Origin of the sequence: Pseudomonas sp. MWU12-2029, from assembly GCF_023242425.1 — a bacterium.
Lineage (GTDB): Bacteria > Pseudomonadota > Gammaproteobacteria > Pseudomonadales > Pseudomonadaceae > Aquipseudomonas > Aquipseudomonas kribbensis.
Genome location: NZ_JALJDY010000009.1, coordinates 21,598 through 41,643, shown reverse-complemented (window position 1 = coordinate 41,643; position 20,046 = coordinate 21,598). Strand labels below are relative to the sequence as shown.

General features: G+C 61.0%; 15 protein-coding genes. 2 read left to right on the top strand and 13 right to left on the bottom strand.

The window, feature by feature from the left end:
• Positions 1-129 precede the first annotated feature (129 nt).
• On the top strand, positions 130-573 hold the full coding sequence (locus M5B44_RS21510; RefSeq protein ID WP_114885593.1) for a pilin: 444 nt from the start codon (positions 130-132) through the stop codon (positions 571-573).
• A gap of 299 nt (positions 574-872) precedes the next feature.
• Positions 873-1,229, top strand: coding sequence for a BON domain-containing protein (locus M5B44_RS21505; protein WP_065261581.1), 357 nt, complete (start codon positions 873-875; stop codon positions 1,227-1,229).
• 168 nt (positions 1,230-1,397) lie between these two features.
• On the opposite strand, the gene M5B44_RS21500 is transcribed toward M5B44_RS21505, so the two are convergent.
• The 13 genes from M5B44_RS21500 to M5B44_RS21440 form a co-directional block, all read right to left on the bottom strand.
• Positions 1,398-1,694, bottom strand: coding sequence for a DUF2845 domain-containing protein (locus M5B44_RS21500; RefSeq protein WP_248740435.1), 297 nt, complete (start codon positions 1,692-1,694; stop codon positions 1,398-1,400).
• Positions 1,694-4,645 carry a DUF748 domain-containing protein gene (locus M5B44_RS21495; protein WP_248740434.1) on the bottom strand — a complete coding sequence of 984 codons (2,952 nt, stop codon included), beginning with the start codon at positions 4,643-4,645 and terminating at the stop codon, positions 1,694-1,696. The genes M5B44_RS21500 and M5B44_RS21495 overlap by 1 nt, the downstream gene beginning before the upstream one ends.
• 133 nt (positions 4,646-4,778) lie before the next feature.
• Positions 4,779-5,795, bottom strand: coding sequence for a class I SAM-dependent rRNA methyltransferase (locus tag M5B44_RS21490; RefSeq protein ID WP_248740433.1), 1,017 nt, complete (start codon positions 5,793-5,795; stop codon positions 4,779-4,781).
• Between the two features lie 54 nt (positions 5,796-5,849).
• Entirely contained in the window at positions 5,850-6,719 is an 870-nt protein-coding gene (locus M5B44_RS21485) for an oxygenase MpaB family protein (protein ID WP_248740432.1), read from the bottom strand.
• Between the two features lie 50 nt (positions 6,720-6,769).
• Positions 6,770-8,707, bottom strand: coding sequence for an acetate--CoA ligase (acs, locus tag M5B44_RS21480; RefSeq protein WP_248740431.1), 1,938 nt, complete (start codon positions 8,705-8,707; stop codon positions 6,770-6,772).
• Between the two features lie 114 nt (positions 8,708-8,821).
• Complete coding sequence (gene pgi, locus M5B44_RS21475) at positions 8,822-10,486, bottom strand: glucose-6-phosphate isomerase (protein ID WP_085712156.1); 1,665 nt, start codon at positions 10,484-10,486, stop codon at positions 8,822-8,824.
• A 358-nt stretch (positions 10,487-10,844) separates the two neighbouring features.
• A complete protein-coding gene (panC, locus tag M5B44_RS21470; protein WP_248740430.1) occupies positions 10,845-11,705 on the bottom strand; it encodes a pantoate--beta-alanine ligase in 861 nt (286 codons plus the stop codon).
• A complete protein-coding gene (gene panB / locus M5B44_RS21465) occupies positions 11,702-12,502 on the bottom strand; it encodes a 3-methyl-2-oxobutanoate hydroxymethyltransferase (RefSeq protein ID WP_085712154.1) in 801 nt (266 codons plus the stop codon). The genes panC and panB overlap by 4 nt, the downstream gene beginning before the upstream one ends.
• A 320-nt stretch (positions 12,503-12,822) precedes the next feature.
• Positions 12,823-13,308 (bottom strand): 2-amino-4-hydroxy-6-hydroxymethyldihydropteridine diphosphokinase, encoded by a 486-nt coding sequence (gene folK, locus M5B44_RS21460; protein ID WP_248740429.1) that lies wholly within the window; start codon positions 13,306-13,308, stop codon positions 12,823-12,825.
• Positions 13,309-13,311: 3 nt separating this feature from the next.
• Positions 13,312-14,712, bottom strand: coding sequence for a polynucleotide adenylyltransferase PcnB (locus M5B44_RS21455; RefSeq protein ID WP_248740428.1), 1,401 nt, complete (start codon positions 14,710-14,712; stop codon positions 13,312-13,314).
• Positions 14,713-15,446: 734 nt separating this feature from the next.
• Positions 15,447-16,883: a sigma-54-dependent transcriptional regulator gene (locus M5B44_RS21450; RefSeq protein ID WP_248740427.1), complete on the bottom strand. Its 1,437-nt coding sequence runs from the start codon at positions 16,881-16,883 to the stop codon at positions 15,447-15,449.
• A gap of 22 nt (positions 16,884-16,905) precedes the next feature.
• A complete protein-coding gene (locus M5B44_RS21445) occupies positions 16,906-19,860 on the bottom strand; it encodes a sensor histidine kinase (protein WP_248740426.1) in 2,955 nt (984 codons plus the stop codon).
• Positions 19,844-20,020: a hypothetical protein gene (locus M5B44_RS21440; protein ID WP_003176118.1), complete on the bottom strand. Its 177-nt coding sequence runs from the start codon at positions 20,018-20,020 to the stop codon at positions 19,844-19,846. The genes M5B44_RS21445 and M5B44_RS21440 overlap by 17 nt, the downstream gene beginning before the upstream one ends.
• Between the last annotated feature and the right edge of the window lie 26 nt (positions 20,021-20,046).

Genomic DNA, 20,046 nt, shown 5'->3' with positions numbered 1-20,046 from the left:
GTTACAGGTTGTAGGAAACGGCATTGCCCCGATCTCTCGCCCAATCCTCGGGCTGGCGAAGCACTTGGCACGGGCTATGCTCGGTTCATCTCAGATCATGAGATTCCGACTCATGCATGGAGCGTGTCTATGAAAAAACAACAAGGTTTCACTCTGATCGAGCTGCTGATCGTCGTGGCGATCATCGGCATCCTGGCCACCATCGCCCTGCCGCAATACACGAAGTACCAGGCACGGTCGAAAGTGACGGCGGGGCTGGCGGAAATCAGCGCGCTGAAAGTGCCGTTCGAGGACACCATCAATCAAGGTACCGACCCGAACAGTACGCTGGTGACCGGTTCCGCAACTTATGTAACGACCAACTGCGGTACTGTCAGCGTGTCGGGTACGGCGAATACCGGGGCAGGCACCATCGTTTGCACCATCGCGAATGCACCGGCGCCTGTGCTGGGCAAAACCATTACGCTGACCCGTACCGGCGGCGCCACCGGTAACGTGGCCGGGGTCTGGAGCTGTGCTTCGACAGTCAACCCTGACTACGCCCCTAAAGGTTGCCCAGGCAGCGGTACTTGATTGCTTGATCCCTGCTCATCAAATGCCCCGCTTTGCGGGGCATTTTCTTTTGCGCGGTGCTTCACAAAAAGCTTCAATCTTTTCAGCGTGTTAGGAACTTTCCAAAAAGCCGCAAGTTGCATGTAGATAATTCAGGGGTCATGCAATTTGCATGATTCCGAGAATTTTCAATTTTATTAACTTATTGATTTATAAGGTTTTATTGCATTTTTGAAAGTTGGCACAGCGTTCGCAATATCTACGGTAACCCTGCTGACAAGACACGCAGCAGACTTTCCAGAAAAACAGGAGTTACTCGTATGAAGAAGTTCGCTATCACTGCCGCTGCTGCTACCGCGCTGACCCTGACCATGGCCACCGGCGCATTCGCACAATCCACCCAGGCGACCCAGGCTCCAATGACTCTGGCTGCCGGTGAAATGACCAAGGCGAAAGAAGCCACTTCCGACACCTGGATCACCACCAAAGTCAAAAGCGACCTGGTGACCGAAAAAGGCATTCCAGGCACTGACATCAAAGTAGAAACCAACAAAGGCGTCGTGTCTCTGTCCTCCACTGTTGCAGTGACAGAAGCACAGAAAAAAATGGCCGTAGACATCACCAAGAAAATCAAAGGCGTCAAAGCGGTCTCCGCTGACGGCCTGAAAGCCGAGTAAGGCAAGACTTCTCGCCTGGACCGGGAGAAGACGCGACAGGCGGGCCGAGCAATACGTCTGCCGCCCTTTAGAGTTCATGCGACCGGCCACACGGAATGTGGCCATTACAGGCCCCGGCATTCGTGTCGGGGCCTGTTCTATTTCAGGGAATGGAAAAGTGGAGAGAAGTCAGTCGCCGCGCTTGCTGTTGATCTGCCGCAGGCGATTGCCTTCGAAGCGCAGGTATTGATACATGCCGTTGCTCGGGCCGTAGGTCCACTCCTCGACCTGAAACTCTTCACGACGATTGGCGCTGCGCTTGTAACCCAGCACGTCGCGGCTGACCGGTTCACCGCATTTCTGCAGCACTTCGCTGGCGCGATCACCGAGGCTCACCAGCTGGCTGCCACAGCGCAGGGTATCGGATGCCGAAGCCAGGCTGGCGACGAGCGCCAGCGCCATTGCGGCCAGCCATCGACTGTTCATCACTCGGCGTCCAGATGCATTTGTGTCACCACGCGACCGTCGCTTTCGGCTTCGCCAAGATTGGCGTCGATGAAGTACACGCGGTCGTCGGCCAACTGGCCCTTGTCCACCAGGTAATCCTTGATGCTGCTGGCACGGTCCTGGCCGAGCTGGCGCAACAGCACATCGCTGGAACTCCAGAACTTGATCACGTCGGCGCGCATTTTCGCCGTGCGTTCTTCCTTGCCCAGATCCTTCCATTCAGCCGGCGGCTGGGTTTTCAGACGGGTGCGGTAGATGCCTTCGAGCAGCGGACCTTTTTCATTGTCCGGCACCTGGATCAGCGAGGCCTGGGCCGGCACCTTGTCGCCACGACGCTGGAGCATCTTGTAGTAGTTGTACTGGTATTCGCGTTCCAGGCGCTGTTCGGCAAGCAACGGGCCGTCGCTGCTCTGTGCAGCGGTGCCTTCGATTTCCAGACGCAGGGCCGGACGCTCCTTCAAGGCCTGGGACAATTTGACCAGAGCCGCTTCGGCATCCTTGTTCAGTTCGCTGGAGCCCGGTGCGAAGGACACGGTGCCCAGATCTTCCGATCCGCCACCGCTGACCAGACCGCCAATCAGCTTGAACGGTGCGGCGGCGGCTTTGACGATCAGGTTGCGCAGGGTCTGCCAGACAATCGGCATCACGCTGAATTGCGGGTTGTTGAGGTCGCCGGTGACCGGCAGTTCGATGGAAATCTTGCCGTCCACGTCCTTGAGCAGCGCAATCGCCAGTTTCAGCGGCAGGCTCACGGCATCCGGGCTGTCGACCTTCTCGCCCAGTTGCAGTTGTTCGACCACCACTTTGTTCTCGGCCTTGAGCTGACCCTTGGTGATCAGGTAATGCAGGTCGAGATTGAGCCGGCCCTTGCGGATCCGGTAACCGGCGAACTTGCCGGAGTAGGGGGTCAGGGTGGTCAGTTCGACCCGTTTGAAACTGGTGGCGATGTCGAGGCTGGCCATCGGGTCGAACGGGTTGACCGCGCCTTTGATGGTCACCGGCGCATAACGATCGACCTTGCCCTTGACGTCGACGCTGGCGGGTTTCGCCTGACGACTGTCGATGGTGCCGATCTGCCCGTTGAGCTGCTGGATCGCGGTGGCGAAGTTTGGCGTCAGGCTGAAGTCGGCGAAGTTGGCCGAGCCGTCATTGATCACGATGCCGCCGATGTGAATGCCCAGCGGTTTCGAGTTACTGGCTGGTTTGGCCGCTGCGGGTTTTGTCCCGGAGTCGGCAGGTTGCGGGATCAGCAAATCATCGATGTTGGTGGTGCGGTCATCGTTGATCATGAAGCGCGCATACGGCTGGAACAGATTGATCCTGTCGATCGACAGGCTGTCACCGTGCTGATAATTCAGGCCTTCGACCACCACTTGCTGCCACTTGAGGAAGTCCCGGGTCTTCAGGGTATCGAGGGTGTGCAACTGATCGACCTGAGCGCGACCGGTGACGCTGAGTGCCAGCGGCTCGGTGCTTTTCAGGTTCACTTTCAGGTCGCTGCCGAGCATGCCGCTGCGCAGTTCCAGACGAATGAACGGGTTGATGTAGGACTGGGCGACGCGCAGATCGATGTCCTGGGTTTTCACGTTGAGCTGGGCGGTGACCGGGGCCAGATTGACCACGCCGTCGGCGTTGATCTTGCCTTGCTTGCCCAGGCCAGCGTCGAGTTTGACGTTGAAGGGTGAGCCATTGAGGCTGTCGAAATTCTGCAGGTCGACATTAAGCGGCGTGACATCCAGCGTGACCTCGGGCTTCGCCGAGCGATCCGCCAGATGTACTTTGTAGTCACGCAGTTGCACGTCCTTGAGCAGCACCTGCCATGGCTTGCCCGGCGCGGTCGGTTCCGTTTTCGGCGAGTCGGCGGCGGCCGGAGTGCTTTTCGGTTCAGCCGCTACTTTGGCGGCAGGTTTGGATGGCTGGCTGGCGAACAGTTTCTGCCAGTCCAGTTGCCCGTCCGCTTCGAGGGCAGCCCAGGTTTCGAGTTTCTGGCTGCGGATCTTGCCGACCACCACTTGTTGCTTGGCCAGGTCCACGGTGGTTTCGCTGACGTCGAGGCGGTCGAGCTTTGCCAGCGGACGTCCGTCCGGTGCCTTGATCGCAAACGGCGCGACGCTGACTGAGACGTTGTTCAGCAGCAGTTCGGTTTCCTTGGACAGGTTGAGCTTGTAATCGGTGCTGAGGCTGACCACGCCGTTTTCCAGCACCAGTGGCACGGCGTCGCGCACGTAGGGCCAGAACGCTTTCATCTGGCCATCGGTGACCTTGAGGGTGCCTTCGGAGGCAATCGGGATCAGGCTGAAGTTGCCTTTCCAGTCGATCTGCCCGCCAGCCGGGCCGATGGCGACCAGGGTCATGTCGGCGTTGTCTTCAGGCAGGGTGCTGAGGTTGTTCAGTTCGAAATCGAGTTTGTCGTAGAGGAATTCGATCGGCTCGCTCGGGCGTGCATCCTCGAAATGCACGTTGCCACCGGCCAGTTTGATCCGGTCGATACGCAGCGGAAACGGCTTGGCATTCGGATCGGCCGGCGTCGGTTCGCTGGCCGGCAGTTTGAACAGACCGAGCAGATTGAGTTTGCCGTCCTTGGCGAACAGGATTTCGGTCTTGGGTTTGTCCAGTTCGATGTCGGACAGGTGCAGGGCTTTTGTCCACAGGCTGTCGAGTTGCAGGTTGGCGTACAGGCGTTCGAAACCGACCTGTTCCTTGCCCGGCTCGCCGATGACCAGCCCCCAAAGCGTGACTTCGAGGCTGAACGGATTGAGTTCGATACGCTGGAGGTGCGCAGGCACCGTGGCGTAGTTGGCCAGTTGCTGGTTGGCCACTCGGAGCGCGATGCCCGGCAAAATCAGAAACCCCAGCAGGCTGTAGAGGGCCAGAGCAGTCAACAGGGCGCCAATCGCGCGAATCAATCCTTTGGGCATGTGCGGCTTCATCTGTCTGAATCGGAGTGCCTTGGAGTATGGCACGCGATTCCGGTTCCGAAGTACATCGCACGAGACAGGATTGTTCAGATTTGTCTGCAATGTCTGTAGGAGTTGCCGAAGACGGCTCCTGCCGGGAGAAATTTCAGAGCTGGAGAATCAGGGTCTTGAGCGGCGGTTGCCCGTCCAGTGAAGGGAAATCCCGGCCCGGGGTCATCACGCTCCATTCGCGCACCGGGCGCCCGGCCTTCTCGGCGCAACGCAGCACCTGTTCGCGCCAGTCGTCCATGCTGACTTTTGCCAGGTTGTTGCAGCAGATCAGCACGCCGTTTTCGGCGGTGGTCAGCAGGGCGGGCTTGAGCAGGCTCTGATAATCGCGCAGCAGGTCAACAGTGCCGAACGCGCTTTTGGCCCAGGCCGGCGGGTCGAGCAGCACCAGATCGTACTGGCGTTGTTCAAGGCGCTGATAGCTAGGCAGTTTCTGCCCGCGACGCTGGCTGATCGGCAGACCGGCCAACTGGCGGATCGCCGGGAAGTAGTCGGACTGGATGAATTCCATGGTCGGCAGTTGCGGATTGAGGAGGCCGTTCTCGCGGCCGACTGCCAGATTGCCCTCGGCGAAATCCAGGTTGCACACCTCGCGAGCACCGCCGGCAGCCGCGCTGAGACCGACGCCGCAGGTGTAGGCAAACAGGTTGAGTACGCTTTTGCCCTTGGCGTGATCCTTGACCCAGCCGCGGGTGTTGCGCAGGTCGAGGAACAGCAGCGGATCCTGGCCGGCATGGCGTCCGCGCACGCGGTAGTTCAGGCCCCACTCGTGGCCGACCAGATCGACCAGCGCTGCTTCTTCGGCGCGGTACACGCTGTCTTCGCGGTCGATGCGCGAGTTGCCACGGGAGCGGTCGTTGTAGACCAGCAAGGTTTGCAAGCCCAGCGTTTCGTTCACCGTGGCGTGCAGTTGCAGCAGGTCGGCGAGTTCCAGCGTCTGGTGGAAACTCTGCACCATCAGCTGCGGCCCATAACGGTCGACGGTCAGGCCGCCGGCGCCTTCCTGGCTGCCATGGAACAGGCGATAGCAGTCGGTGCCCTGGCGGTGCAGCTCGGCGAGCAGATCCTGGCGTTGATCGAGGGCGGCGCGCAGCGCCTGATTCAGGGAAGACATGCTTGCGCCTTGCTGTAGGGAATCGGGGCGCGGGAGTTTAGCAGCTACTGAGCTTCATCTCAGCCCCATCCGCCTTTGGGCCCGTTGCACCGAACCATTGCGCATCGCCCAGCGCAGCATCGGTGCGCTGCGCTTGACACTGGCGCGGATCAGCTGGCGTTGCAGCGGATTCTGCCGGGCATCGAGCATGTCGCTGGCCCAGTCCGGCAGCAGGTCGATGCCGGCCTTCATCATCAGGTCGCCAAACGGCCGCGCCAGCACGCTGGGTGCCGGGGCATCGAGCAGCAGGCGCAGGACTTCGCGGCTGCGTTCGTCACACAGCAACTGCGGGCGCACCCGTTGCAGGTAATCGGTCACGGCCTGGCGCGATTTCGGCACATCGCGAGCACCCAGGCGTTCAGCGACCACGGCGATTTCCGCGTAGTAACGGTCCTGATCCTGCGGTGACAACTGCGGGTTGCGGTAACGCAAATGGGCGGCGAGAAAATTGCTGACTTCGGCCACGTGCACCCATGTAAGCAGATCCGGATCACTGGCCGCATAGGGCCGGCCATCCGGCGCGGTGCCGACCACTTGCAGGTGAATGGTGCGGACTTTCTCGATCAGCCATTCGGCGTCCCGTTTGGAGCCGAACGTAGTGCCGGAGACAAACTGACTGGTTCGACGCAGGCGACCGAGCATGTCCTGACGAAAGTTCGAGTGATCCCAGACCCCGGCCAGTGCCAGTGGGTGCAGGGCTTGCAGTAGCAAGGCACTGATGCCGCCGATCAACATGCTGCTGAAGTCGCCGTGCACTTGCCAACTGATCGAGTCCGGGCCGAACAGGCCGGGATCGCCCTTGGGGTTTTCCAGATCGAGCTGGCCGAGGGACAGACCGGTCAGGCTCATGAGCTGGTTTTCGATACGGCTGCGGATGAATTCCATGGCAACTCAGTGGTGAAGGGCGGCGCGGCCGGTTGACCGCGCCCGTGATTCTACTGGTTAAGGCGCTTGTCGATCAGCCCCTGCACCACGCTCGGGTCGGCCAGGGTCGAGGTGTCGCCGAGGCTGTCGAGCTCGTTGCAGGCGATCTTGCGCAGGATCCGCCGCATGATCTTGCCCGAGCGGGTTTTCGGCAGGGCCGGGGCCCACTGGATCAGGTCCGGTTTGGCGAAGCTGCCGATCTCTTTGCTGACGTGGGCCAGCAGTTCCTTCTTCAGTTCGTCGTTGGGTTCGGCGCCGTTCATGGGCGTGACGAAGGCGTAGATGCCCTGGCCTTTGACGTCGTGGGGGTAACCGACCACGGCGGCCTCGGCAATGCTGTCATGCAGCACCAGCGCGCTCTCGACTTCGGCGGTACCGATGCGGTGGCCGGAGACATTGATCACGTCATCAATGCGACCGGTGATCCAGTAGTCGCCATCCTCGTCGCGGCGGGCGCCGTCGCCGGTGAAGTAGTAGCCTGGGTAGGGCTTGAAGTAGGTGTCGACCATGCGCTGCGGATCACCGTAGACGCTGCGGATCTGCGCCGGCCAGCTCGACTTGATCGCCAGCACGCCGCTGCCGGCGCCCTTGATTTCCTTGCCGTGTTCGTCGAGCAGCACCGGTTGCACGCCGAACATCGGTTGGGTGGCGCAGCCCGGTTTGATCCGTTGAGCGCTGACCAGCGGGCTGAGCATGATGCCGCCGGTCTCGGTCTGCCACCAGGTATCGACAATCGGGCAGCGCTGTTCGCCTACGACGTTGAAATACCATTCCCACGCTTCGGGGTTGATCGGCTCGCCGACGCTGCCGAGCAATCTGAGGCTCTGTCGCGAAGTTTCCTGCAAGGGGCCGGCGCCTTCACGCATCAGTGCGCGCAGTGCGGTCGGCGCGGTGTAGAAGATGTTGACCTTGTGTTTGTCGATCACCTGCCAGAACCGCGAGGTGCTCGGGTAACTCGGCACGCCTTCGAAGATCAGGGTGGTCGCGCCGTTGGCCAGCGGGCCGTAGACAATGTAGCTGTGGCCGGTAACCCAGCCGACGTCGGCGGTGCACCAGAATACTTCGCCGTCGCGGTAGTCGAGCACGTACTTGAAGGTCATCGCCGCTTGCAGCAGGTAACCGCCGGTGGTGTGCAGCACGCCTTTGGGTTTGCCGGTGCTGCCGGAGGTGTAGAGGATGAACAGCGGGTCTTCGGCGTCCATCGGTTCCGGCGGGCAATCGTCGCTGACATCGCGCACGGCCTGGTGATACCAGAGGTCGCGGCCTTCGAACCAGTCGACTTTGTTCTGGGTGCGTTCGACGACCACGACGGTGCTGACCTTCGGACAGCTTTGCAGGGCCTTGTCGACGTTCTGTTTCAACGGCACGAACTTGCCACCGCGCACGCCTTCGTCGGCGGTGATCACCGTGCGGCAATCGGCATCGAGAATGCGGTCGCGCAACGAGTCCGGCGAAAAACCGCCAAACACCACCGAGTGAATCGCGCCGATCCGTGCGCAGGCGAGCATGGCGTAGGCTGCTTCGGGGATCATCGGCATGTAGATGCACACCCGGTCGCCTTTCTTCACGCCGCGGCTTTTCAGCACGTTGGCCAGGCGGCAGACGTGGTGATGGAGTTTGTTGTAGGTGATTTGCGTGGATTCGGCGGGATCGTCGCCTTCCCAGACAATGGCGGTCTGGTCGCCGCGTTTCTCCAGGTGGCGATCGATGCAGTTGTAGCTGACATTCAGTTTCGCCCCGGCGAACCAGGAAGCCTCGCCGGTCTTCAGGTCATAGCGCTGGACGGTCTGCCACGGGGTGCTCCAGTCGAGGAAGCGGGTGGCCTGTTCGGCCCAGAAGGTGCTGGGGTGTTCAATGGATTCGCGGTACAGGCGATGGTAGTCGTCCTGACTCAACTGGGCTGCCCGGCGGACGGCATCGGCTTTGGGGAACGTGCTGATATCGAACATGACGGTTCCTTATTCTTGTTGTGCGACAAGGATAAAGATGCGCCGAGAGCGGGGAGGGTTCAATACCTGTAAACAAACACCCCCTCATGGCGAGGGGGTGTGTTCAGGGCTGGATCAGCCGCGGTGACGGCCGCGGAAGTAGTTGATCAGGCCTTGAGTGGACGCATCTTCGGCCGCGGTTTCCTCGCTGCCGACCAGGCGGTTGTAGACGCCCTTGCCCAGTTCCTTGCCCAGTTCCACGCCCCACTGGTCGAAGGCGTTGATGCCCCAGACCACGCTCTGCACGAAGACTTTGTGTTCGTACATCGCCACCAGTGCGCCGAGACGACGCGGGCTGATGCGCTCGACCACCAGGGTGTTGCTCGGACGGTTGCCCGGGATCACTTTGTGCGGTGCGAGTTTCTGCACCTGTTCTTCGCTCATGCCTTTGTCGCGCAGTTCGGCTTCGGCTTCCGGCAGGGTCTTGCCGAGCATCAGCGCCTGGCTCTGGGACAGGCAGTTGGCGTACAGCCACTGATGGTGGTCGGACACCGGGTTGAAGCTGACGATCGGCACAATGAAGTCGGCCGGAATCAGCTGGGTGCCCTGGTGCAGCAACTGGTGGTAAGCGTGCTGGCCGTTGCAGCCGACGCCGCCCCAGATCACCGGGCCGGTATCGGTCGACACCGGAGTGCCGTCCTGACGCACGCTTTTGCCGTTGGATTCCATGTCCAGCTGCTGCAAGTGCTTGGTGATGTTACGCAGGTAGTGGTCGTACGGCAGGATCGCGTGGCTTTGCGCGCCCCAGAAGTTGCCGTACCACACGCCGAGCAGGGCCAGCAGCACCGGCATGTTCTGTTCGAACGGCGCGCTCTGGAAATGCTGGTCCATGGTGTAGGCACCGGACAGCAGTTCCTTGAAGTTGGACATGCCGATGGCCAGGGCAATCGGCAGACCGATGGCCGACCACAGCGAATAACGACCGCCGACCCAGTCCCACATCGGGAAGATGTTCTCTTCGCGGATACCGAAGGCCACGGCCGCCGCGTTGTTGCTCGATACGGCGATGAAGTGACGATACAGCTCGGCTTCCGAACCGCCCTGGGCCAGATACCAGGCGCGGGCGGCCTGGGCGTTTTTCAGGGTTTCGAGGGTGTTGAACGATTTCGACGAAACGATGAACAGCGTGGTCTCGGCGCGCAGTTTTTGCGTCAGCTCGTGGAATTCGCTGCCGTCGATGTTCGCCAGGTAATGGCAACGCACGCCTTTCTGGGCGTAGGACAGCAGGGCTTCGGAGACCAGCTCCGGGCCGAGGAACGAACCACCGATGCCGATGTTGACCACGTCAGTGATCGGCTTTTCGGTGTAACCGCGCCACAGGCCGTCATGGATCTTGCCGACCAGATCGGTGATCTGGTTCAACACCTTGTGGACTTCAGGCATCACGTTGACGCCATTGACCGACAGCTTGTCGCCCACCGGGCGACGCAGGGCGGTGTGCAGCGCCGGGCGGCCTTCGGAGGAGTTGACGATTTCGCCGTCGAACAGCGCCTTGATCGCGCCCTTGAGATCGACTTCGTTGGCCAGACCCACCAGCAGGTTGCGGGTCTCGGCGTTGATCAGATTCTTCGAATAATCGAGAAACAGTCCGCAGCTGCTGAGGGTGAATTGAGTGAAGCGCTGCGGATCGGCGTTGAAGGCTTCGCGCATGCTGAAATCCTGCATGGCTTGGCGGTGGTCTTTCAACGCCTGCCAGGCAGGCAGAGCGGTAACGTCATGAGGAGTGCGGTAGTACGCCATCGCTGCGGTTTTCCTTTTTACTTGAACGGCCTTTTGAACACTGAAAAGACCTCCCCGCCATGTTTGGGCGAGGGGGCAACTGCGTCGACACGATTACACTGGCGCAGGGCGAATACAGTAAACCCAGCGCCGCGATCTGTCTTGGCTTCTTCTGACCTGTTACCTGTACTTTTTTAACATCGATAACAGCAGACGCCGACAGACGGCGGGTAATACGAGCAAGTCCCTGCTTTTCGCGCGCAGTGGATCGGCGGGCAGTTTGCCCGATGGTCAGGTGCCCGGCAATACGATCTGGAAGGGGATGTGGCACGAATGCGGGAGCGAACAGGCTCGCTCCCTCATTCTGCTGTTGCGGTGTTCAGGCGGGGGTATCGAGGTTCAGGTGCAGGTTGTCGATCAACCGGGTGGTGCCGAGGAACGCAGCAACCAGAATCACCAGGTCACGATCTTCCGCCGTGGCCGGACGCAGGGTCATGGCGTGGCGGATTTCCAGGTAATCCGGGCGCAGGCCGGCGGCTTCCAGCTGTTGCCGCTGTGCCAGGATCAAGGCCGGGAAGTCGCGCTCACCCTGTTTGATCGACTCGGCAATGCTGCTCAGGGCACGGTAAACGACGGGCGCCACGGCGCGTTGTTCCTCGCTGAGGAAACCGTTGCGCGAGGACAGCGCCAGGCCATCGGCAGCACGTACGGTCGGTTCGCCGATGATCTGGATCGGCATGTTCAGGTCATGCACCAGCGCACGGATCACGGCCAGTTGCTGGTAGTCCTTCTGACCGAAGATCGCCAGATCCGGCTGGACCATGTTGAACAGCTTGCTGACCACGGTCGCCACGCCTTCGAAGTGCCCCGGGCGGCTGGCACCGCACAGCCCTTCGGAAAGCTGTGGCACGCTGACCCGGGTCTGCCCGGCCATGCCGTCGGGGTACATTTCTTCGACGGTCGGGGCGAACAGCAGGGAGCAACCGGCTTCCAGCAGTTTTTCCTGATCCGCTGCCAGGGTGCGCGGGTATTTGTCGAGGTCTTCGCCGGCGCCGAACTGCAGCGGATTGACGAAAATGCTCGCGACCACGAAGTCCACTCGCTGCTTGGCTTTAGTGATCAACGCGATGTGGCCGCTGTGCAGGTTGCCCATGGTCGGCACGAAGCCGATGCGCTTGCCTTCACTGCGGGCGCGCGCCACGGCAGCGCGCAGTTCACGTACGGTTTTGACGGTGTTCATGCAGAGAATCCGTGTTCGATCCCAGGGAAAGTGGCGGCTTTGACTTCGTTCACATAAGCCTTCAGTGCGGACTGGATGCTGTCCTGACCCTGCATGAAATTCTTCACGAATTTCGGTACGCGGCCGCTGATCGACAGGCCGAGCATGTCGTGCAGCACCAGGACCTGACCGTCGGTGTCGGTGCCGGCGCCGATGCCGATCACCGGGATTTTCACCGCCTGGGTGATTTCGGCTGCCAGTTCGCTCGGCACGCATTCCAGCAGCAGCATGGCCGCGCCGGCCTGCTCCAGGGAGATTGCGTCGGCGCGCATCTGGCGTGCCTGGTTTTCGTTGCGACCCTGCACTTTATAGCCGCCGAGAATGTTCACGGCTTGCGGGGTCAGGCCCATGTGGGCACAGACCGGTACACCGCGCTCGGCCAGCAGGCGGATCGATTCCGCCAGCCACAGCGCACCTTCGACCTTGACCATGTGCGCGCCGGCCTGCATCAGCATGGCGCTGTTGGTCATGGTTTGTTCGAGGGTGGCATTGGCCATGAACGGCAGGTCGGCCAGGATCAGGGCGTCGGTGTTGCCGCGCTTGACGCAGGCGGTGTGGTAGGCCATTTCCGCAATGGTCACCGGCAGGGTGCTGTCGTGACCTTGCAGGACCATGCCGAGGGAGTCGCCCACCAGCAGCACTTCGACACCGGCCTCGTTGCAGGCGTGGGCGAAGGTCGCGTCATAGCAGGTCAGCATGGTGATCTTTTCACCTTTCTGCTTGAGGCTCTGGAGCGTGGTCAGGGTGATGGCTGGCATGTAAGAAATCCTCGTTCAGGCGCTTTGGAAACTACTGCGAGTAACGCGCGTGATTCGTCATCTATTCAGGCGCACGCTCTTTTGTCGTGCTTATAAGGCCTGGATTGCGCCCTTGTATGCCGGGTTGGCGGCAGCGGGACGCCTATAGTCGTGATGAGGCCTCAGGAAGTCAATTGCATGTGTTACCGCATTGTTACGACGGGAGTGTTACCGGCGTTACTGATGCGATTCAGCGGGCCGGCGGGCCTGATCTGCGGAGTTTTTGTCCTACAAGAACGCAAAATACGGGAGCCGGTTTGCTCCCGCATCGGCGGTTTGGGTCAGGCGTGGGAGAGACGTTCGAGGCCGACGAACGGGCAGGCTGCGAGCAGATCGGCAAGGGTGCGGCCGTCGGCCAGGCGCAGATCTTCGGGGGCCAGTTCGGCCAGGGGATAAAGTACGAACGCGCGTTCCTGCATGTGGTAATGCGGGACTTTCAGGCGCGGCTCGTCGATCAGACGGTCACCGAACAACAGAATGTCCAGGTCCAGCGTGCGCGGGCCCCAGCGCTCCAGGCGTTCGCGGCCCTGACCGTTTTCGATGGCTTGCAGGGCGTCGAGCAGTTCCAGCGGGGCGAGTGTACTGTCGAGCGCCGCAACCGCGTTGGTGTAACGCGGCTGGCCCGGCAGCAACGAGTCGCTCTGGTAAAAGGCCGAGACGCCGACCAGTGCGCTGTCTGGCAATTGCCCCAGCGCGTCGACCGCGCTGCGCAGTTGTTCGGCCGGGTCAGCCAGGTTGCTGCCCATGCCGATGTAGATGCGTTCCATGCCTTATTCGCCCGTAGCACTCGGTGCGCCGGCGCGTTTGCGCTTGGAACCGCTGCTGCGGCGACGCTTGCGCGGAGCACCGCTGGCGCCGTCTTCCTTGCCGCTGAGGTCGCGGATCATGTCGCGGCGCTCGCTGTCGTTGGCGTCCTGATAGTCGGTCCACCATTCGCCCAGGCCATCGGTCTGCTCGCCGGCGCTTTCACGCAACAGCAGGAAGTCGTAGCCAGCGCGGAAGCGCGGATTGTCCAGCAACAGGTCGGCGCGTTTGCCGCTGCGGCGTGGCAGGCGTTCCTGCATGTCCCAGATCTCGCGGATCGGCATGGTGAAGCGTTTTGGAATCGCAATACGCTGGCACTGTTCGGCGATCAGCTCGTGGGCGGCTTCCTGCATCGCCGGAATCGGCGGCATGCCACGTTCCTGCAGACGCAACACGCGAGCCGGCAGGGCAGGCCACAACAGGGCGGCAAACAGGAACGCCGGGGTCACCGGTTTGTTCTGCTTGATCCGCAGGTCGGTGTTGGTCAGCGCTTCGCTGATCAGCGTGTGAGTGTATTCCGGGTTGTATTCCAGCGCATCGGCGCTGGCCGGGAACAACGGCGCGAACAGTTGCAGGTCGACCAACATCTCGAAGGTGATGGCGCCATGTCCGGAGAGGAACAGCTTGAGCACTTCCTCGAACAGCCGGGCCGACGGAATCTCGCGCAGCATCGGTGCCAGCTCGCGGATCGGCTGGACGGTGTGCTTTTCGATGCCGAAGTTGAGTTTGGCGGCGAAACGCACGGCCCGCAGCATCCGCACCGGGTCTTCCTGGTAACGCTGCTTGGGGTCGCCGATCAGGCGGATCAGATGATTGCGGATGTCGTGCACGCCATTGGCGTAATCGAGGATGCGCTCGCTGACCGGATCGTAATACAGGGCGTTGATGGTGAAGTCGCGACGTTGCGCGTCTTCTTCCAGGGTGCCGTAGACGTTGTCGCGCAGAATGCGCCCGCTCTCGTTGCGCGAGGACTGGTTGCTGTCTTCGTCGTCTTCGTTTTGCGGGTGGTTGGCGCGGAAGGTCGCGACCTCGATGATTTCGCGACCGAAATGGATGTGCACCAGCTTGAAGCGGCGGCCGATGATCCGCGCATTGCGGAATTCGGCGCGAACCTGCTCGGGCGTGGCGCTGGTGGCGACGTCGAAGTCTTTGGGCGTGATGCCCAGCAGCATGTCTCGCACGCAGCCGCCAACCAGGTAGGCCTGGTAGCCGGCGCCCTGCAGACGTTCGACGATGTTGACCGCGTATCGGCTGAATTGCGCCTTTTGCAGCGAATGTTGGCCGCTGTTGAGGACTTCAGGCGTGCTACGGATGTGTTGCGTACGACGCAGGGGAGTTCGGAATGACTGGAACAGCTTCTTCAGCATGGGATGCACTGTTTGAAGGAATGTTCGGCCATACCAGAGAATGACCGCATGATGGGCGGGGATTCTAGCATTTAGTCGAGGGATGGTGTAGGACGCTGCCGATTTGCGCTGCAGGCCGCAGGCTAGAGGGGTGAAGATGCGTCAGGAGGGGAGGTTTTTCCGGGAGGGAGAAACTACAAGGGGAGCCGAAGCTCCCCAAGAAGTAGTTGCGTGCTCTTTTTATTATTGATTCGGGCTTCTTGTTTTTGTTGAGTGCCCTCGCCATGAAGCTTTTCCTTCATGACCCTCCCAATCGGGAGCCAAGAGCAAACGGATTGCTTTGGTCGCTGAATTGCAGTGATCTCTCGATCCAACCAGTACAGGCTCTGTCTTAGGACAGTTTTTGTTGTTCTCGGCCTGGTCGTGGGGCAAGCCCCAAATACAACGCCTCTCCAAAAGAATCAGTTAGCTGCGCCTCTCGCCGTCTTGTTTTTATTGTGCGTGAGTCGATTCGTCTTATTTTTATTGTCTTGTGCATTGCTTGTTATTGTTCTTGTACCAAACATATAGCAGGGGGCGTGCCAACTTTTGCGAACCCCAATAAAACAAGGGGTTAGGTCGATATAACCGTTTTCGCGGGGCGAAAAAAAGCCGGGGTTTCGTTACCGATAACCCCGGCTTCTGTTACGTGAAAAGACTGAGGTAACAGTTTTTTCACACATTCAACGGTTACCCGCACACTCGACAGGTAACGTTCAGCTCTCGCTGGCGACCCCGGTCTTGCGCCGTGGAATGCCCAGGCGCTGGCGGCGTTCCCACAGGCATTTGCGGCTGACGCCCAGTTTGCGCGCCAGTTCGGTCTCGGTCATGTGGTCCTGATGCTCGAGAACGAAATGCTGGAAGTAGTCTTCCAGCGACAGGTCTTCGGTCGGCTCGTGGCTGCTGTTGCTGGCGTTACCGGCCGGTTGCGCCGGCAGACCGATGAACTCGTCGTCCTCCAGATCCCCCAGCTCAATGTCGATGCCCAGCAGGTCGGCGGAAATTTCCGGGCTTTCGCTCAGGATGACGGCGCGCTCGACGGCGTTTTCCAGTTCCCGCACGTTACCCGGCCAGGAATAGTGCCGGATCGCCTGTTCGGCATCGGCGGCAAATTTCAGGTCGGTGCGGTTGATGCGTGCGCTCTGGCGGGCAAGGAACGCATTGGCGATTTCATTGACGTCGGCACCACGCTCGCGCAGGGCCGGCAGTTTCAACGCGATCACATGGAGGCGGTAATACAAGTCTTCGCGGAACTGGCCGATTTTCGCCAGGCTCTTGAGGTCGCGGTGGGTCGCGGCGATCAGTCGGACATCGACTTTCTGCGACTGCACCGAGCCGACCCGGCGAATTTCGCCTTCCTGCAAAACGCGCAACAGGCGGGCCTGGGCTTCAAGAGGCAATTCGCCGATCTCGTCGAGGAACAGCGTGCCGCCGTCCGCCGCTTCCACCAGACCGGCGCGACCGGCGCTGGCACCGGTGAACGCACCTTTCTCGTGACCGAACAGCTCGGACTCGATCAGGCTTTCCGGAATGGCGGCGCAGTTCACCGAGATCATCGGCGCCTTGGCACGTTTCGACAGATTGTGCAGGGCCCGGGCCACCAGTTCTTTACCGGTGCCGGATTCGCCCTGGATCAGGACATTGGAATCGGTCGGGGCGACTTTGCGGATCTTGCCGTAAAGGTCCTGCATCGGTGGGCAGGAGCCGATGATGCCGATCTCGCCGTTGCTGTTGTCTGTGGCGGATTTGCCATTGCCGTTGGCGGTTTTGCCGGCAACGACTTCACCGGCAGCCGGCGCTGACTGGCGATCACGCAGGATCCGCGCGACGGCCTGAAGCATTTCATCGTGGTCGAAAGGCTTGGCGATGTAATCCACCGCGCCCATCTTCATCGAGTCGACCGCCGAACGCAGGCTGGCGTAGCTGGTCATGATCAGCACCGGCGTGCCCTGGCCGAGCTTGATCAGCTCGGTGCCCGGAGCACCCGGCAGACGCAGGTCGCTGACGATCAGATCGAATGTGGGAATACTGAAGCGTTCTTGTGCTTCCTGCACTGAACCGGCTTCGCTGACCTGGTACTGGTTGCGTTCCAGCAGGCGGCGCAAGGCGGAGCGGATAATGGTTTCGTCTTCGACGATCAAAATGTGCGGCATTGATTCGATACTCTCGACGGTCTCAGTTCACAGCGGACGTCGCTTCGACATGACGCGGCAATGTCACCCGGATACGGGTGCCGCGCTGGCTCTGAACATCAGCCGGGCTGTCGATGGTGATTTGTCCATAATGCTCTTCAACGATGGAATAGACCAGTGCAAGGCCCAGACCGGTGCCTTCGCCAGGATCCTTGGTGGTAAAGAAAGGTTCGAACAATCGGTCCATGATGCTCGACGGAATGCCGCTGCCTTCGTCCTCCACGATCAGATCGACCGTGTGTTCGCCGGCTTCGCTCTTGACCCGTACCGCACTGCCGGCGGGCGAGGCGTCACGGGCGTTGGAGAGCAGATTGATCAGCACCTGGGCGAGCCGCTGCGGGTCGCCTTCGACCCAGTGATCGGGGTCGCACAGGTTGTAGAACTGGACTTCGAAATTGCGCCGGTTCAGGGCCAGCAGACCAATGGCATCCTGAGCCACTTCCGCCAGACAGACGGGCTCGTCACTGTGCTGATGGCTGCCGGCGTGGGCAAAACTCATCAGCGACTGCACGATGCGTGACACGCGTTTGGTCTGTTCGAGGATCTGGCCGCTGATTTCCGTCAGCTCGCCATCTTCTTCGCGTTCTTCCCGAAGGTTTTGCGCAAGACAGGCAATGCCGGTGATCGGGTTGCCGATTTCATGGGCCACGCCGGCCGCGAGTCGACCGATGCTGGCCAGCCGTTCGGAGTGCACCAGTTTGTCTTCGAGCATCTGGGTTTCGGTCAGATCTTCCACCAACAGCACGAGGCCGCTGTTACCCGGTGCCAGAGGCTCGTCGATCGCCGCTTTGTGCAGGTTCAGCCAGCGGGTCTGGCCGTCGAGTGCAAGATGCTGCTTATGCAAATGTTCGTCGGGCAGGTTGATGAAACCTTGCAGCAATTCTTTCCACGGATTGGCGATGGTGCTCAGGCGCGATCCGACCACCCGTTGCGCGGCAATCCCGGTCAGCTCTTCCATGGCCTTGTTCCACATCAGGATCTCCTGATCCTTGGCCAGCGAGCAGACGCCCATCGGCAGTTCCTGCAGGGTCTGGCGGTGGTAGCGGCGCAGGGCGTCGAGTTCGGCGGCCAGACCGGTGAGGCGCGAGTGGTAGTCCTCGAGGCGGCTTTCGATGAAGTGGATGTCTTCGGTGACGTAGTTTTCGCCGCCGGCCTTGTACGGCAGGAAGGTTTCCACCATGTCCTGGGCGACGCTCGGGCCCATCAGGCCGGACAGGTTGGCTTCGATCCGGTCGCGCAGTCGACGCAGGGCGTAAGGGCGGCGCTCGTCGAACGGCAGATAGAGGTCGCGCAGGGCCTGTTCGACTTCCTTTTGCGCAGCCTTGGCGCCCAATGGCTTGGCCAGTTGCGTGGCGAATTCCTGCGGCGAGGCGGCGTGCAGTTCCCGACGTTGCGGGCGACGCACGTTATCCACCGCGCAGGCTTCGGCGGCGCTGGCCTCTTCCGGGCTGGCATTGGTGAACAGCGAAATCAAAGTGAACATCAAGACGTTGGCCGCCAGCGAGGCGATGGCCGCCATGTGCCAACTGGTGTCGTCCAGCACGTAGATCATGTTCAGCAGCGGAATATAGAAACCCTGCAGATTGCCGACCAGCGGCAGCAGCATGGTCACCACCCACACCAGAATCCCCGCCAGCAGCCCGGCGATGAAGCCACGGCGGTTGGCGGTCGGCCAGTACAGCACCGACAGCACGCCGGGCAGGAATTGCAGGGTCGCGACGAAGGCGACGATGCCGAGGTTGGCCAGATCCTGTTCCGCGCCGAGCATCAGGTAGAAGCAGAAACCGGCCATGATGATCGCGACGATCAGCGCCCGGCGGGTCCATTTCAGCCAGCGGTAGATGTTGCCTTCGGCCGGTGGCTGGTAGAGCGGCAGCACCAGGTGGTTCAGGGCCATGCCCGACAGCGCCAGCGTGGTGACGATGATCAGGCCGCTGGCCGCTGACAGACCGCCGACATACGCCAGCAACGCCAGCGACTTGCTGTTGGCGGCGATGCCGATGCCGAGGGTGAAGTATTCCGGATTGGTGGTGGCGCCGAGTTTCAGGCCGGCCCACAAAATCAGCGGCACCGCCAGACTCATCAGCAGCAGGAACAGCGGCAGGCCCCAGCTCGCGCTGACCAGCGAGCGCGGGTTGAGGTTTTCGGTGAAGGTCATGTGGTACATGTGCGGCATTACGATCGCCGAGGCGAAAAACACCAGCAGCAACGTGCGCCACGGGCCTTCCTGCAGCGGCGTGTGCAGGGCGGCGAGAGCGGTCTGGTTCTGCAACAGCCAAAGTTCTAGCTGTTGCGGGCCGTCGAACACACCGTACAGCGCGTAGAGGCCGACGCCGCCGAGGGCGGCCAGTTTGATCACCGATTCGAAGGCAATCGCGAACACCAGTCCTTCGTGTTTTTCACGGGTGGCGATATGGCGGGAGCCGAAGAAGATCGTGAACAGGATGATCAGCGCACAGAACGCCAGGGCCACGCGATTCTGCACCGGCTCGCCGGTGAGGATGCCGATGGAATCGGCCACGGCCTGGATCTGCAGGGCCAGCAACGGCAATACGCCGATCAGCATGAAAATCGTGGTCAGCGCACCGGCCCAGGTGCTGCGGAAGCGGAAGGCGAACAGGTCTGCCAGCGACGACAGTTGATAGGTGCGGGTGATCTTCAGGATCGGATAGAGCAGCACCGGCGCCAGCAGAAATGCACCGGACACCCCGAGATAGCTGGACAGAAAGCCGTAGCCATACTGATAAGCCAGCCCGACCGTACCGTAGAACGCCCACGCACTGGCGTAGACCCCCAGCGACAGGGTGTAGGTCAGCGGATGGCGAATGATCGCCCGCGGGATCATGCCCCGTTCACTGATCCAGGCCACCCCGAACAGCGCGGCCAGGTAGGCGGCGCTGATCAGCAGCATCTGGGTCAGACTAAAGCTCATCGGCATCTTTTTGGCTCTGCAGGATGAAGGTCACGACAATCAGGATCAGCCAGAGCAGATAAGGGCGATACCAGGCGCCCGTAGCGTCGATCCACCAATCCATGATGGCGGGAGAAAACAGGTAGATCCCCACGACCAGAAGCAGGACCAAGCGATAGATGTACATCCCGGCCTCTCTTTTTTATGCGCGTG